The organism is Mycobacterium gordonae (assembly GCF_001417955.2).
Classification (GTDB): Bacteria; Actinomycetota; Actinomycetes; order Mycobacteriales; family Mycobacteriaceae; genus Mycobacterium; species Mycobacterium gordonae_B.
In genome coordinates this window covers 80,699-95,909 of sequence record NZ_LKTM01000035.1, presented here as the reverse complement: position 1 = coordinate 95,909, position 15,211 = coordinate 80,699, and the positions used below count along the sequence as shown (strand labels likewise).

At 68.5% G+C, this 15,211-nt stretch carries 13 protein-coding genes; 7 read left to right on the top strand and 6 right to left on the bottom strand.

What is annotated here, in order from left to right:
* A partial coding sequence (locus tag AO501_RS06395) for a PE family protein (RefSeq protein ID WP_156452348.1) occupies positions 1–744 on the bottom strand: 744 nt, incomplete at its 3' end.
* Between the two features lie 148 nt (positions 745–892).
* Between AO501_RS06395 and AO501_RS06390 the strand changes: the two genes are divergently transcribed.
* A complete protein-coding gene (locus tag AO501_RS06390; protein WP_055576919.1) occupies positions 893–2,419 on the top strand; it encodes an acetyl-CoA acetyltransferase in 1,527 nt (508 codons plus the stop codon).
* Positions 2,420–2,538: 119 nt separating this feature from the next.
* Here AO501_RS06390 and AO501_RS06385 read toward each other — a convergent pair whose 3' ends face one another.
* Positions 2,539–3,387, bottom strand: a complete 849-nt coding sequence (locus AO501_RS06385; protein WP_055576918.1) for an LLM class F420-dependent oxidoreductase — start codon at positions 3,385–3,387, stop codon at positions 2,539–2,541.
* Positions 3,388–3,554: 167 nt separating this feature from the next.
* Between AO501_RS06385 and AO501_RS06380 the strand changes: the two genes are divergently transcribed.
* The 6 genes from AO501_RS06380 to AO501_RS06355 all read left to right on the top strand — a co-directional run bounded on the left by AO501_RS06380 (position 3,555) and on the right by AO501_RS06355 (position 11,747).
* Positions 3,555–4,463 carry a DUF5336 domain-containing protein gene (locus AO501_RS06380; RefSeq protein WP_055576917.1) on the top strand — a complete coding sequence of 303 codons (909 nt, stop codon included), beginning with the start codon at positions 3,555–3,557 and terminating at the stop codon, positions 4,461–4,463.
* A 65-nt stretch (positions 4,464–4,528) separates the two neighbouring features.
* Positions 4,529–5,848 carry a DUF6350 family protein gene (locus AO501_RS06375; RefSeq protein ID WP_055576916.1) on the top strand — a complete coding sequence of 440 codons (1,320 nt, stop codon included), beginning with the start codon at positions 4,529–4,531 and terminating at the stop codon, positions 5,846–5,848.
* Positions 5,849–6,159: 311 nt separating this feature from the next.
* On the top strand, positions 6,160–6,789 hold the full coding sequence (gene purN / locus AO501_RS06370; RefSeq protein ID WP_055576915.1) for a phosphoribosylglycinamide formyltransferase: 630 nt from the start codon (positions 6,160–6,162) through the stop codon (positions 6,787–6,789).
* Positions 6,786–8,351, top strand: coding sequence for a bifunctional phosphoribosylaminoimidazolecarboxamide formyltransferase/IMP cyclohydrolase (gene purH, locus AO501_RS06365; protein WP_055576914.1), 1,566 nt, complete (start codon positions 6,786–6,788; stop codon positions 8,349–8,351). The genes purN and purH overlap by 4 nt, the downstream gene beginning before the upstream one ends.
* A 44-nt stretch (positions 8,352–8,395) precedes the next feature.
* Positions 8,396–9,778, top strand: a complete 1,383-nt coding sequence (locus tag AO501_RS06360; RefSeq protein WP_055576913.1) for an ATP-binding protein — start codon at positions 8,396–8,398, stop codon at positions 9,776–9,778.
* Entirely contained in the window at positions 9,771–11,747 is a 1,977-nt protein-coding gene (locus AO501_RS06355; protein ID WP_055576912.1) for a vWA domain-containing protein, read from the top strand. The genes AO501_RS06360 and AO501_RS06355 overlap by 8 nt, the downstream gene beginning before the upstream one ends.
* Before the next feature lie 110 nt (positions 11,748–11,857).
* Here AO501_RS06355 and AO501_RS06350 read toward each other — a convergent pair whose 3' ends face one another.
* The 4 genes from AO501_RS06350 to AO501_RS06335 form a co-directional block, all read right to left on the bottom strand.
* A complete protein-coding gene (locus tag AO501_RS06350; RefSeq protein ID WP_055576911.1) occupies positions 11,858–12,526 on the bottom strand; it encodes an LppA family lipoprotein in 669 nt (222 codons plus the stop codon).
* Positions 12,514–14,157, bottom strand: a complete 1,644-nt coding sequence (locus AO501_RS34505; protein ID WP_063892817.1) for an alpha/beta hydrolase — start codon at positions 14,155–14,157, stop codon at positions 12,514–12,516. Before AO501_RS34505 ends, AO501_RS06350 begins: the two co-directional genes overlap by 13 nt.
* Positions 14,154–14,447 carry a WXG100 family type VII secretion target gene (locus tag AO501_RS06340; RefSeq protein WP_156452347.1) on the bottom strand — a complete coding sequence of 98 codons (294 nt, stop codon included), beginning with the start codon at positions 14,445–14,447 and terminating at the stop codon, positions 14,154–14,156. Before AO501_RS06340 ends, AO501_RS34505 begins: the two co-directional genes overlap by 4 nt.
* An 89-nt stretch (positions 14,448–14,536) precedes the next feature.
* A complete protein-coding gene (locus tag AO501_RS06335) occupies positions 14,537–15,139 on the bottom strand; it encodes a DUF1707 SHOCT-like domain-containing protein (protein WP_055576909.1) in 603 nt (200 codons plus the stop codon).
* Positions 15,140–15,211 lie beyond the last annotated feature (72 nt).

Here is a 15,211-nt window from a genome sequence, read left to right as displayed (position 1 = left end):
CGCACCACCGGTGCCGCCGATGCCGCCGATGGCAACTTGGCCGGTCCCGCCGATGCCACCCGCGCCGCCGATGCCGAACAACCCGGCAGCGCCGCCGGCCCCGCCCGTGCCGCCGGGAATGCCGCCGGCCGGGGAACCGCCGCCGACGCCGCCCGCGCCGCCGGCGCCGAAAAGCAGACCGCCCGCGCCGCCGTTTCCGCCGTTACCGCCGTCGCCGCCGTTACCACCGGCCCCGCCGTTGCCGAAAAGTCCTGCGGCGCCGCCGTTTCCGCCGTTGCGCAGCGTCGAGCCGCTCCCACCGGCACCGCCGTTGCCCCACAGCAGCCCACCGTCCCCACCGTTGGCGCCGCTCGCCGGCGCGGCGTTGGCCCCGTTGCCGATCAGCGGGCGGCCCAGCAGCAACTGGGTAGGCGCATTGATCACGCCGAGTATCTGCTGTTGCACCAGTTGCAGCGGCGAAGCGGCCGCCGCCTCGGCCGCGGTGTACTGCGCCGCGCCCCCGCTCATGAGCTGCACGAATTGGTCGTGAAACGCCGCGGCGGCCGTGCTCAGCGCCTGATAGGACTGGGCGTGGGCTCCGAATAAGGCGGCGACGGCCGCCGACACTTCGTCAGCGCCGGCGGCCAACACCGCCGAGGTGGGGGCGAGAGCCAGCGCGTTGGCCTCGCTGATCGTCGAGCCGATGTTGGCCAGATCGGCGGCGGCCGCCGTGACGAAGTCAGGCACCGTGGTGACAAATGACATGTGGTCACCTCCCCGATGGGGAATGAGGCGTCCCTGCTAGACGCATGTTCTAGAGACGCCCAGCGTATCTCGGCGACGCTGCAGGTGGGCGCGGTTTCGCAGGACCCGCTGCAGGCGTCCGGCGGCAGGTCCGGTAGATAGTAAGGCTATGAATCTTGATCCGCGGACGCCCGTGATCGTGGGTGTCGGGCAGGCCGCCGAGCGTATCGACGACCCCGGTTACCGGGCCATGTCGCCCGTCGAGCTGGCTGCTGCCGCGGCCCAGGCCGCCCTTGATGATTGCGGCGCTACCGCGGTCGCCGCCGACATCGACACCATCGCAGCCCTGCGGCAGTTCGAGATCTCCGGACCGGTGGCCAACGCACCGCTGGGCCGGTCCAACAACTACCCGCGCTCGGTGGCCAAGCGCATCGGCGCCGAACCGCGTCGCGCGATCCTGGAGATCGTCGGCGGTCAGGGCCCCCAGCACCTGATCACCGAACTGGCCGGGGAGATCGCCGCCGGGCGATCCGAGGTCGCGCTGGTCTTCGGCTCCGACGCAACGTCCACTCTGCGGTATTTCGCGGGTCGCGAGGACAAGCCGGACTTCAGCGAAACCGTCGCCGGCGACCTGGAAGACCGCGGACCGGGCATCGAGAAGTACATCTCGCGCTACACGGTGATCCACGGACTGGTGGATGCGCCGACGCAGTACGCCCTGATGGAGAATGCCCGGCGCGCCACAACCGGTCTGGGTCCGGCCGCGTATCTGCGTCGGATGGCCGAGCTGTTCGCCCCGTTCAGCAAGGTTGCCGCGGGCAACCCCTTCTCTGCCGCGCCGGTGGAGCGGACGGTCGAGGAACTGATTACCGTCACCGAGAGCAACCGGATGATCGCCGAGCCCTATCCACGGTTGTTGGTAGCCCGCGATCAGGTGAACCAGGGCGCGGCGGCGGTGCTGATGTCGGTGGCGGCCGCGCGTCGCCTGGGTGTCCCCGAGGACAAATGGGTGTATCTGCGCGGCCACGCCGACCTGGAAGCGCAGGCGTTCATGCAACGTCCGGATCTCGGGCACGCGCCGTCGGCGGTGCTGGCCGCCCGCGAGGCTCTCGAGGTCGCGGGCATCGGCGTCGACGATGTCGCCACCTTCGATCTGTACAGCTGCTTCCCAGTGCCGGTGTTCAACATCTGCGACGGCCTGGGTATCGCACCCGACGATCCACGCGGGTTGACACTGACGGGTGGCTTGCCGTTCTTCGGTGGCGCCGGCAACAACTACTCGATGCACGGCATCGCCGAAACCATCGATCGAATGCGCGTCGCCCCAGGTCAATTCGGCTTTGTCGGGGCTAACGGCGGCATCCAGAGCAAGTATTCGGTCGGGATCTACTCCACAGCGCCGGCGCAGTGGAAGCCGGATCGCAGCGCCGAGTTGCAGGCGCAGGTCAACAGCGGCCCCACGGTGCCGGTCACCGAGAACCCCGACGGCCCGGCCACCATTGAGACCTACACGGTGCGCCGCGATAACGGCCGTCCCACCGGCGTCATCATCGGTCGGCTCGCCGCCGACGACAGCCGTTTTCTGGCCACCACCGAGGACGACGAACTGGTGTCCCTACTGATCGACGGGGACCCGCTCGGCCAACCGGTGCGGGTGCGCCCGTTCGACTACGGCAACCGCTGCACGATGGCCTGACCTCGAGCGGCAACCTCGACACTGCAATCCGGTACACGACACGCCTGGGACCGTCGCCCTTGTGTCAGTTTCGGCGCAACGGTAAGTGCAAATGCATGCGCGGCCGTGCCCAACCCCGGCTAAGCGAACGACGCCAGCTTGCCGGCCAGCCGCTCCACGTACGCGGCCACCTTGTCCTCGTCGCTGTCCGGCATGCCGAACAGCACTTCGGTCACGCCCAGCTCTGCCCAGCGCGCCAACTTCTCCGGATCGGGCTTGAAGTCCAGCGCCACGATCTGCGGAGCGCCGTCACGGCCCGCCGCGGCCCAGGTGTCCTGCAACAGCTTCACCGGCTCGTCGATGTCGAAATCGCGTGGCGTGGTGATCCAGCCGTCGGCGCTGCGTGCGATCCACTTGAAGTTCTTCTCGTTGCCTGCGGCGCCCACCAACACGGGAACGTGCGCCTGCACCGGCTTGGGCCAGGCCCAGCTGGGACCGAACTTCACGAACTCGCCGTCGTACTCGGCTTCTTCCTGGGTCCACAGCGCCCGCATTGCCTCGAGGTACTCCCGGAGCATGGTGCGACGACGTCCGGGCGGCACGTTGTGATCGGCCAGTTCGTCGGTGTTCCAGCCGAACCCGACACCGAGACTGACGCGGCCGCCCGACAGGTGGTCCAGCGTGGCGATACTTTTCGCCAGCGTGATCGGGTCGTGCTCGACCGGGAGGGCCACGGCCGTCGACAGCCGGACCCGGGAGGTCACCGCGCATGCCGCACCCAGGCTCACCCAGGGATCGAGCGTCCGCATGTAGCGGTCGTCGGGCAGGGTCTCGTCTCCGGTGGTGGGATGTGCCGCCTCACGTTTTATCGGAATGTGTGTGTGTTCAGGCACGTAGAACGTGTGAAAACCGTGTGTGTCGGCGAGTTTCGCGGCGGCCGCCGGGGAAATGCCGCGATCGCTGGTGAACAGAACGAGGCCGAAGTCCATGCCCCAATTTAGAACGTGTTCTACTTTTGGCCGCAGGCGGCCCCTGCGGCGGGCGGGCATTAGTTCTCACAGGTGCGCTAGCGTGGTTGATCGAATGCGTCGCACGCGGCACCGCGTCGCACCGCAGCAGAGGGGCCGTGACGGCACCGGAAGCAACAGGAGGACTTATGACCTACCCGCCCGGTAGTCCCGGATATCCGTCGGGGCAGCAGGCGTCCGGCTCGTACGGCGCCGCCGCACCGGCCGCAGCCCCGACTGAGCCCGGCGAAAGCAAGCTGGGGCTGTACCTGGCTATCGCGGTCGCGGCCCTGGGCTTGTTGGCGTACTTCTTCAGCTTCGGCCCGATGTTCACCTATAACTCCGAAATCAGTGGGTCCGGCGCTGAGGTGTCCGGTGACACCGGCCTGTCGGTGGCCGTTGCCCTGGTGGCTGGGATGCTGGCCGGGCTCGGGCTGCTGCCCAAGGCCAAGAGCTACGTGCCCATCTCGGCAGTGCTCTCGGTGCTGGGCGTGCTGCTGATCATCGCCGCGACGTTCAACAAGCCGAGTTCGTTCTCCACCGGCTGGGCGCTGTGGATCGTGCTGGTGTGCATTGTGTTCCAGGCGGTTGCCGCCGTCGGTGCGCTACTGCTGGAGTCGGGTGTGATCACCGCGCCGACGCCGCGTCCCAAGTACGACCCGTTCGGCGGCGGTTACGGACAATACGGACAGTACGGCCAGTACGGGGGCCAGCAGGGCGGGTACTACGGTCAGCCGGGTGCACAGCAGCCCGCCCAGAACCCGGGTCAGTCGTCCGGGTACGGCTCACAGTACGGCGGGGGCTACTCGTCGAACCCCAACCCCCAGTCCGGGGGATTCTCGGCGCAGCCCACGCAGCAGGTGCCCCAGCAACAGCAGGGTCCGGCTCACACCCCGCCCACCGGCTTCCCGAGCTTCAGTCCGCCGCCGCCGGTCAGCGCAGGAACCGGTTCGCAGGGCGGTTCCGCCCCCGTCAACTACGGCAACGCCTCCGGTGGTGGTCAGCAGTCGTCCTACGGCCAGGGCCAGCAGCAGTCGCCTGGTTCGGCGCCGGTCTGATCGCGCGCTCTCGCGCTCGGTGAGTCTCGTGCGCGGCGAGTGACCCTCAAGAGTGACCCGCAAGAGTGACAAGGGTGTCGGCAAGAAACGGAGAAACGGGCGCCCGGCAGGCTCGTGACCTGGTCCGGGTGGCTTTCGCACCCGCGGTAGTGGCGCTGGTCGTCATCGCGGCGGTCACGCTGCTGGAGTTGCTGATCGCCAACAGCGACATGACCGGTGCCCTGGGCGCCATCGCGAGCATGTGGCTCGGCGTGCATCAGGTGCCCGTCTCGATCGGCGGCCGGGAACTCGGCGTCATGCCACTGTTACCGGTCCTGTTGATGGTGTGGGGCACGGCGCGCACCACGGCGCGAGCGACGTCGCCGTACTCGTCCTGGCTGGTGATCCGGTGGGTCATCGCCTCGGCGCTGGGCGGTCCGTTGTTGATCGCGGCCATCGCGCTGGCGGTCATCCACGACGCGTCGTCGGTGCTGACCGAGTTGCAGACGCCCAGTGCGTTGCGGGCGTTCACCAGCGTGCTGGTGGTGCACGCCATCGGGGCCGCGATCGGCGTCTGGTCCCGGGTGGGACGACGCACGCTGAACGCTTCTCCGTTACCCAACTGGCTGGGCGATTCGCTACGGGCCGCTTCCGCCGGTGTTCTGGCACTGCTCGGACTGTCGGGCATGGTGACGGCGGGGTCGTTGGTCGTGCACTGGTCGACCATGCAGGACCTGTACGGGATCACCGACTCGATCTGGGGACAGTTCAACCTGACCGCGTTGTCGGTGTTGTACGCGCCGAACGTCATCGTGGGGGCCGCGGCCGTCGCCGTCGGGTCCAGCGCGCACATCGGGTTCGCGACGTTCAGCTCGTTCACCGTATTCGGCGGCGACGTGCCGGCCCTGCCGATCCTGGCCGCGGCGCCGACGCCGCCGCTCGGGCCGGTATGGGTCGCGCTGCTGATCGTCGGCGCCGCATCAGGTGTGGCGGTCGGTCAGCAGTGTGCCCGACGTGCGCTGCCGCTGATCCCGGCGGTCGCCAAGCTGCTGGTCGCGGCGGTGGTGGCGGCCCTGACGATGACGCTGCTCGGTTATGGCGGGGGCGGCAGGCTGGGTAACTTCGGCGACGTCGGCGTCGACCACAGCGCCATGTTTCTGGGCGTGCTGTTCTGGTTCGTCGTGGTCGGTGTCGTCACCGTGGTGATGGCCGGAGGTATACGGCGACGGCCGCGACGGCCGCGGGCCAGACCGCCCGTTGCACCCGAGCCTGTCGTCGAAGACGACGAGCCGCTGGCGGGGGTGTTCGACGATGACGATGACTTCGCCGAAGACGAAGAGGTCGTGAACGTCGAGGAAGCCGCGATCCCCGACGAGCCGCCGCGCGAAACGCGTGATGAGGATTAGGTGGCTGCGGGTGGTCACATGCGTCACAGCAGTACCTTGAGGGGCACGGCATGTGCCTGCAGAAAATGATATCGCCGGCGCTATCACGTTGAGGCCGGCGGCCGTGGCGGCACCGCGGTGGCCACCCCGACCGCGGGATACCCCACCTCCGGCCGCGGCGCGGCCGGCATCGTCACCCGGCTGGGCTCATTTTGTCGGGCTCCTCCTCCGGCCGCGGCGCGGCCGGCATCGTCGCCCGACTGGGCTCAATTTGCCGGGCTCCTCCTCCGGCCGCGGCGCGGCCGGCATCGTCGCCCGACTAGGCTCTCCGTGTGCAGGAACCGCTCCGTGTACCCCCGAGTGCACCGGCGCGGCTGGTGGTGCTGGCGTCGGGCACCGGATCCCTGCTGAATTCCCTGCTGGACGCGGCCCAAGGCGACTACCCGGCGCGGGTCGTGGCCGTCGGAGTCGATCGCGACTGCCGCGCCACCCAGATCGCCGCCGACGCGGAAATCCCCGCCTTCGCCGTCCGAGTCGGCGAGCACCCGACCCGCGACGACTGGGACGCAGCCATCACCGAGGCCACCGCCGCCCACAACCCGGACCTGGTGGTTTCCGCAGGCTTCATGAGAATTCTTGGTCCGCAATTCCTTTCGCGTTTCAACGGCCGCATCCTGAACACTCACCCGGCGCTGCTACCGGCGTTTCCCGGAGCGCACGGCGTCCGCGACGCGCTGGCTTACGGCGTGAAAGTAACCGGCTGTACGGTGCACCTGGTGGATGCTGGCGTGGACACTGGTCCGATACTGGCCCAGCAGCCCGTCGAGGTGCGCGACGGCGACGACGAACAGACCCTGCATGAACGCATCAAGGTCGTGGAACGCCAACTCCTGGTGGATGTGGTGGCCGCGATCGCGACCCGCGGCGTGACGGTTACAGAGCGAAAGGCGACCCTGGGATGAACATCGACAAGAAGCCGATCCGTCGCGCATTGATCAGCGTGTACGACAAGACCGGCCTGGTCGAACTGGCCCAGGGCCTCGCCGCCGCCGGCGTCGAGATCGTCTCGACCGGATCGACCGCGAAGACCATTGCGGACAAAGCGATTCCGGTGACCCGCGTCGAGGAACTGACCGGTTTCCCCGAGGTGCTCGACGGGCGCGTCAAGACCCTGCACCCCAAGGTGCACGCCGGTCTGCTGGCTGACCTGCGCAAGCCGGAACACCGGGCGTCGCTGGAGAAGCTCGGCGTCGCGGCCTTCGAACTCGTCGTCGTGAACCTCTACCCGTTCACCCAGACTGTCGAGTCCGGTGCCGGCCCCGACGAGTGCGTCGAGCAGATCGACATCGGCGGACCGTCGATGGTGCGCGCCGCGGCCAAGAACCACCCCAGTGTCGCCGTGGTCACCGATCCCCGCGGGTACGACGGCGTGCTGGCCGCGGTACGGCACGGCGGTTTTACCCTCGCCGAGCGAAAGAAGCTGGCGTCGTTGGCTTTTCAGCACACCGCCGAATACGACATCGCGGTGGCGACCTGGATGCAGGAAACCCTGGCACCCGAAGAGCCCCCGCAGGAATTCCCGCACTTCTTCGCCAGAAACTGGCGCCGCCAGGCCACCCTGCGCTACGGCGAGAACCCGCACCAGCAGGCCGCGCTCTACCTCGACCCCGGCGCCTGGCCGGGTCTGGCGCAGGCTGAACAGCTGCACGGAAAAGAGATGTCCTACAACAACTTCACCGATGCGGACGCGGCCTGGCGGGCGGCCTTCGACCACGAGCAGACCTGCGTGGCGATCATCAAGCACGCCAACCCGTGCGGCATCGCGATCTCCGACGTCTCGGTGGCCGACGCGCACCGCAAGGCCCACGACTGCGACCCGCTCAGCGCCTTCGGCGGTGTGATCGCGGCCAACACCGAGGTCAGCGTCGAAATGGCGGAGTACGTCAGCACCATCTTCACCGAGGTCATCGTGGCGCCCGCGTACGAGGCGGGCGCGCTCGAGGTGTTGACGCGCAAGAAGAACATCCGGGTCCTGCTCGCCTCCGAGCCACTCGAAGGCGGCCACGAGCTGCGCCCGATCAGCGGCGGACTGCTGATCCAGCAGCGCGACCAGCTCGACGCCCCCGGCGACGACCCGAACAACTGGACGCTGGCCACCGGTGAACCCGCCGACCCGGCCACCCTCACCGACCTGGTGTTCGCCTGGCGGGCCTGCCGGGCGGTCAAGTCCAACGCGATCGTCATCGTCGCGGGCGGCGCCACCATCGGCGTCGGCATGGGCCAGGTCAACCGGGTCGATGCCGCTCGGCTCGCGGTAGAACGTGGCGGCGACCGGGTCAGGGGTGCCGTCGGGGCCTCGGATGCGTTCTTCCCGTTCCCGGACGGACTCGAGACGCTCACCGCCGCGGGCGTCAAAGCCGTCGTTCATCCGGGTGGTTCGGTGCGCGACGACGAAGTCACCGCGGCCGCCGCCAAAGCTGGTGTCACGCTGTACCTCACCGGCGCCCGACACTTCGCGCACTGACCGCTCAGCGAGTGACGCGGGTCGGCAGCGCGTAGCTTGGAGAGGTGACTTCACCGAGCAATCTGCCCCGAACCCTTGGCGAGCTGCGTGCCTCCGGTCACCGCGAGCGCGGGGTAAAGCAGGAGATCCGCGAGAATCTGCTGACCGCACTGGCGGACGGCGACGAAGTATGGCCCGGCATCCTCGGTTTCGACGACACCGTGATTCCGCAACTGGAACGGGCGCTGATCGCCGGCCACGACTTCGTGCTGCTGGGTGAACGCGGCCAGGGCAAGACCCGGTTACTGCGGGCGCTGACCGGTCTGCTCGACGAGTGGACCCCGGTGATCGACGGATCGGAGTTGGGCGAGCATCCATATACGCCGATCACTCCGGAGTGGATCCGCCGCGCCGCCCAGCTGCAGGACGACCTGCCGGTGGCGTGGAAGCACCGCAGCGAGCGCTACACCGAGAAGCTGGCCACTCCCGACACCAGCGTGGCCGACCTGGTCGGTGACATCGACCCGATAAAGGTCGCCGAAGGCCGCAGCCTCGGCGACCCGGAAACCATCGCGTACGGGCTGATTCCACGCGCCCACCGCGGCATCGTCGCCGTCAACGAACTTCCCGACCTCGCCGAGCGCATTCAGGTCTCAATGCTGAATGTGATGGAGGAGCGCGACATCCAGGTCCGCGGCTACACGCTGCGGCTGCCGCTTGACGTGCTGGTGGTCGCGAGCGCCAACCCGGAGGACTACACCAACCGCGGTCGCATCATCACGCCGCTCAAGGACCGGTTCGGCGCCGAGATCCGCACCCACTACCCGCTGGAACTGGCGGCCGAGATCGGCGTCATCGCCCAGGAGGCACATCTGAGCGCGCAGGTGCCCGATTATCTGCTGCAGGTGATCGCGCGGTTCGCCCGCTACCTGCGCGAGTCGAGTTCGGTCGATCAGCGCTCCGGGGTGTCGGCGCGGTTCGCCATCGCGGCCGCCGAGACGGTCGCGGCCGCGGCCCGGCACCGCGGCGCGATTCTCGGCGAAACGGACCCGGTGGCCCGGGTGGTCGACCTGGGCACGATCATCGACGTGCTGCGCGGCAAGCTGGAATTCGAGTCCGGTGAGGAAGGTCGCGAGCAGGCCGTGCTCGAGCACCTGCTGCGCCGCGCGACCGCCGACACCGCCTCCCGGGTGCTCGGTGGCATCGACGTCGGCACGCTGGTTTCGGCGGTCGAGAAGGGATCCGCGGTCACGACGGGGGAGCGGGTGTCGGCCAAGGATGTGCTGGGCGCGGTGCCCGGGCTGCCGGTGGTGGACAAGATCGCGGCCAAACTGGGCGCCGAATCCGAGGGGGAGCGCGCCGCGGCACTGGAGCTGGCGCTCGAAGCGCTGTACCTGGCCAAGCGGGTCGACAAAGTATCCGGGGAGGGGCAGACCGTCTATGGCTAGTAACGGGCACTCACAGCGGTACTCGGCGTACACCGGCGGGCCCGACCCGCTGGCCCCGCCGGTGGATCTGCGTGAGGCGCTCGAACAGATCGGGCAGGACGTCATGGCGGGCACCTCCCCGCGCCGGGCGCTGTCCGAGTTGCTGCGCCGCGGCTCAGAGAACATGCGCGGCGCCGACCGGCTGGCCGCCGAGGCGAACCGCAAACGGCGGGACCTGTTGCGCCGCAACAACTTGGACGGCACCCTGCAGGAGATCAAGAAGCTGCTGGACGAGGCGGTGCTGGCCGAACGCAAGGAACTGGCCCGTGCGCTGGACGACGACGCGCGGTTCTCCGAGTTGCAGCTGGAGTCGTTGCCGCCGTCGCCGGCCAAGGCGGTGCAGGAGCTTTCCGAATACCGGTGGCGCAGCCCCGAGGCCCGCCAGAAGTATGACCAGATCAAGGATCTGCTCGGCCGCGAGATGCTCGACCAGCGCTTCGCCGGGATGAAGCAGGCCCTGGAAGGCGCCACCGACGAAGACCGCCAGCGTGTCAACGAGATGCTGGACGATCTGAATGACCTGCTGGACAAGCACTCTCGCGGGGAAGACACCCAGCAGGACTTTCAAGATTTCATGGACAAGCACGGCGAGTTCTTTCCGGAGAACCCGCAGAACGTCGACGAGTTGCTGGACTCGCTGGCGAAACGGGCCGCGGCCGCCCAGCGGTTCCGCAACAGCCTGAGCCAGGAGCAGCGCGACGAACTGGATGCCCTGGCGCAGCAGGCATTCGGCTCGCCGTCGTTGATGAACGCACTGAACCGCCTCGACGCGCACCTGCAGGCCGCGCGGCCGGGTGAGGACTGGACAGGCGATCAGCAGTTCTCCGGCGACAATCCGTTCGGCATGGGTGAGGGCACCCAGGCGATGGCGGACATCGGCGAGCTGGAGCAGCTGGCCGAGCAACTCTCGCAGGCATACCCGGGCGCGACCATGGACGACGTCGACCTCGACGCGCTGGCGCGGCAGCTGGGTGATGACGCCGCGGTGGATGCGCGGACGCTCGCCGAACTCGAACGGGCGCTACTCAATCAGGGTTTCCTGGACCGCGGTTCCGACGGGCAGTGGCGACTGTCGCCCAAAGCCATGCGCCGCCTCGGCGAGACGGCGTTGCGGGATGTGGCACAACAACTCTCCGGCCGGCACGGTGAACGTGACCACCGGCGGGCCGGCGCCGCCGGGGAGCTGACCGGCTCCACCAGGCCCTGGCAGTTCGGTGACACCGAGCCGTGGAACATCTCCCGCACCCTCACCAATGCCGTGCTGCGGCAGTCGGGGACGCGCACGCTGGACTCCCCCCTGCGCATCACCGTCGACGACGTCGAAGTCTCCGAGACCGAGATGCGTACCCAGGCCGCGGTGGCGCTACTGGTAGACACCTCGTTCTCGATGGTGATGGAGAACCGGTGGCTGCCGATGAAGCGGACCGCGCTGGCGCTCAACCACCTGGTGAGCACCCGGTTCCGGTCAGATGCCTTGCAGATCATCGCCTTTGGCCGCTATGCACGCACGGTGTCAGCAGCTGAGCTGACCGGCCTGGAAGGCGTGTACGAGCAGGGCACCAACCTGCACCATGCGCTCGCGCTGGCGGGGCGGCACCTGCGCAGGCACCCCAACGCACAGCCCGTGGTGCTCGTGGTGACCGATGGGGAGCCGACTGCCCACCTGGAGGATTACGGCGACGGCACATCGGTGTTTTTCGATTACCCGCCGAACCCGCGCACCATTTCCTTCACCGTCAAGGGTTTCGACGACATGGCCCGACTGGGCGCGCAGATCACCATTTTCCGGCTGGGCAGCGACCCCGGCCTGGCCCGGTTCCTGGATAAGATCGCCCGCCGGGTCGGTGGGCGGGTGGTGGTGCCCGATCTCGACGGGCTCGGTGCCGCCGTGGTGGGGGACTACCTGAGTTCGCGCCGCCGGCGCAGCTAACCAGCGCGAGCAGACGCAAAGTCGCACGATTGCCAGCAAGTTCGTGCGACTTTGCGTCTGCTCGCGCCAGGACTCGCGGCAGGACTCGCGGCCCCGGCTCGCGGCCCCGGCTAGTACGCGTCGACGGTGCGTCCGCCCGGTGCGCCGTAGAGATACGGGTAGTGCACGTTCGGGTCGTTCGACGGCCGCGCATCCGGCGGCGGGGGCGACGCCCGCCATCCGGCGGGCAGATGGCAGCCGGTGTCATAGGAATAGTCCAGCGGGCTGCCGTCCACGCCGTTGACCAGTTTGACCGTCGCACCGTCCTCGCGGCTCTGCGAGTCGTTGGCCGAACCCATCGGCAATTGCGGACTTCCCGGTGCCGAGTTGTTGGGCCTGAAGCCCGCGGCCCTGAACACCGCAGCAAGCTCGCCGGCGATCTGCAGCCACTGCGCGGCCGACGGCGGCGGGTCGGCGAAGAACATGTCGCTGTTGACCTGACGGCCGATGCTGCGGGTGAACGGGTCTTGGCAACCGTTGCTCAGGTGGCCCGCAGCCATGACCGAAAACCGGCTCTGTGGAGAGTGTTTCGCGACGGCAGCGCGGATCGCGGCGTCAAGGTCGCTGAGCTGTCGTTCGACGGCCTCCAGGTCGGGTCGCGCGTTGACGATGGTCTGCAGCCGATCGAGTTCGGAACGCCCAGGATTGGCGTTCGGGTCGATGGTGGTGCGATTGACGCAGCCGGTCAGCGCCAGTGTGCCGGCGAGCAGCGCCGCCGCGAGCCGGGTCACGGATCGCACGGGTCAGGATCCTCGGGCTCCGGGGTGATGAGGTCGGCGGGTAGGCCTGCCAGCACCACCGCAAGATTGTAGGCACTCATCCGCAGGTTCCCGTCGCTTCCCATGCGGGCATACTCCGAATGTCCGTAGGCCCGCTCATGCGGTTGCCCGTCACCGTACCTGCCACTCCATGCGTACCCCTCATCGGTGGACAACTCCGCCATGCCGGGCACGTCCTGCGGCGGGGCGCCGAACGCTGCGAATCCCGGAAGCAGTTCGGCGACAACATCATCGGCGCCGATCATGTAATAGGCGTGTCCGGGCGGGACGCCGAGTTGAGAGGCGTCGGTGAGCTCGGCCCCGGGTGAACCGTAGAGCACCACGTCGCTGACCGGCGCGCCCTGTTGCAACGCGAGGCTCGTGGTCAACGATCCGTAGGAGTGGCCGAAGGCGACGATCCCGGGGTCCGCGATGTTGCCGGCCACAGCCAGGCCACGGTAGAAGCTGTTCAGCGCCCGCGCACCGTCGCGCGCGAGCCAGTCGTGCGCCACGTCCCGCAGACTGTCCGGTGCGTCGTAACCGAGCCAGGCGATCGAGGCCACTGCATCGGCATCGGCGAGGCCGGCGTTGCGGCGCAGCAGCCGCGCCTCGTCGCGCTGAAATGCGGCCTGCCGCACCATGTTCGCGGTGCTGTCGCTCACCCGGGTGGTCAGGCCGCCCACGGTGACGCCGACCCGCTCGGCGTTGTCGACGTCGCCGACCGCAACGGCCGCCAGCACCTTGCCCGGGGTGGTTACGGTGTCCAGCAGCAGCAGCCGGGAGTCGGGATTGGCGGCCAGGGTATCGCGCAGTGCGGTCAGGTCGGCCAGCTGGCCGGGGTCGGTGTGCCACCCGTAGGAGTCGACCCACCCCTGCTGCAACCGGATGAGTTCCCGTTGCAGCACAGGAGTATTGAGTTCACTGCGGACGCTGCCGGGAATCCCGTCGAGGTTACGTAGCGCGCCCGGAAACCACTGCTTCACCCGGTCCTGCTGGCCCGGCGTCAGCGCTTGCCACCACCGGGCGACGGCATCGGGATCGGTGCCGGGTGGCGGCAGTTGCGGCATCCTGGGCGGCTGGTGACCTAGTTGCGCGTCGACGAGTTCACGATCGAGGTCGCCGTCGGCGCCACGGATGGCCGCGGCCAGATCTTCGTCTGCCCGTTCGGCATCCGCCAGCAGGCTTTGCAGGCTTTCGGTCAGCCGCACGGCCGCGCCGACGATGGCCTGCTGGTCCGCGGCAGGAAAGCCGGCCAGGTCCGACGGCGGCAACGCGGTACCCAGCGCCTCGTCGATTTCGACGTGGCTTGCCCGTGCGCCGTCCCGCAGCGCCGCCAGGCGCCGCTTGATGGCGGCGATTTCCTCCGCCGATTGTTCGGCGGCCCGTGCCACGGCAGCACACGCGTCGGCGTGGTCGTCCAGGACGAGCGCGGTATGTCCGGTCGCCGCGTGCGCTGCCTCCGCGGCGTCACCCCCGAAACTCAGCAGGCGCATCAGTTCGGTGATTGCCGCCGCCGCGGTACGGGTGCCGTGTGCGCGCCTGATTGCAGCGTCGAAGACCGTGGTGATCGCGGCGGGATCCCAGCGATCGATATCGGCCAGGGTGACCGTCATCGCAGTGAGGCGGCGTTGCTCTGCTCCATCTCGCCTAAACCGGCGGCCGCCGACCGGATGCCGTCGGCATGCTCACCGAGGCGGGCCAGGTGTCCTGCGGCGGCGGCGGCCCACCGATTCAGTAACTCCGACAACGCCGCGCCCGACGAGCCCACCCACCCTGGCTGCGCACCGTCGACGTCTCGGTCGCAGGACCGCTGCACCCCGTGCAGGACCCGGGCATGGTTGTTCAGTTGGATGCTGACGTACAAGAGCATGTCCGGAAACGCTCGCAACTCTGTTGCCGCCACCGCAACCCGCCTTCCGCCGACGCGAACGTACGACGAAGCCTGGCATCGGAAAACGGGGCCGGCCACTCACCCCAGCGGCCAGCTGTGGATTACTTGCGGGCCTTGCGCGCCTTGCGCTTGATGCCGACGCCACCCCACAGCGAGAAGCCCTTGATCTTCACCTTGGGAGCTCCCCGGGTGCCCTCGCCGACCACTTCGTGGTCGAAGTTGCCCATCACGCCGTGTCCCTCGATTTCGACGTTGACTTCGGGCGGCAACAGGAAGGTCTGAGCGCTCATGATCGAGTACGCGTGAATCTCGACCTCGGTGGAGGTGAAGTCTGCGTAGCGAAGGTCGATGACCCCGCTGCCCCAGAACGTGAAGGTGGTCAACTTCTTCGGCACGTTCCAGCGGCCGCGGCGCTCGAACCCGCTCATGATGGCCAGCAGCAGCGTGGACGGGGCCGGATTGCAGTTGCCGCCGCGCCGCGCGCTGACCGCGGTGCCGGGCAAGTCGGCGCGGAGCTGGTCCAGTTCCTGATAGGTGGTGGCGGCGTACGCCTTGGTTAGCCGGTCTTCGTATTCGTTGAGCTGGAGGCGACCCTGTTCGGCCGCGTAGGCCAGCAACTGCGCAATCTGGATGCGGTCGGTGTCCTCTGCGCGCGACAGTTCGTCTCGCGTGGCCTTCACATCACGCTGGGCTGGGTTGGTCATCTCACCCGCGAGCTTACGACTTTCCCGGTTTGCTGCAAAAGGTGTTGGCTGAACTGCAACCTTCCCAGCGTG

Excerpts from the sequence above, each read along its gene's own strand:
- AO501_RS06380 (WP_055576917.1), top strand. The coding sequence starts at position 3,555 with ATGACCTACCCGCCCGGTAGTCCCGGATATCCGTCGGGGCAGCAGGCG.
- purH (WP_055576914.1), top strand. The coding sequence starts at position 6,786 with ATGAACATCGACAAGAAGCCGATCCGTCGCGCATTGATCAGCGTGTAC.
- AO501_RS34505 (WP_063892817.1), bottom strand. The coding sequence starts at position 14,157 with ATGACGGTCACCCTGGCCGATATCGATCGCTGGGATCCCGCCGCGATC.
- AO501_RS06390 (WP_055576919.1), top strand. The coding sequence starts at position 893 with ATGAATCTTGATCCGCGGACGCCCGTGATCGTGGGTGTCGGGCAGGCC.
- AO501_RS06385 (WP_055576918.1), bottom strand. The coding sequence starts at position 3,387 with ATGGACTTCGGCCTCGTTCTGTTCACCAGCGATCGCGGCATTTCCCCG.
- AO501_RS06335 (WP_055576909.1), bottom strand. The coding sequence starts at position 15,139 with ATGACCAACCCAGCCCAGCGTGATGTGAAGGCCACGCGAGACGAACTG.
- AO501_RS06355 (WP_055576912.1), top strand. The coding sequence starts at position 9,771 with ATGGCTAGTAACGGGCACTCACAGCGGTACTCGGCGTACACCGGCGGG.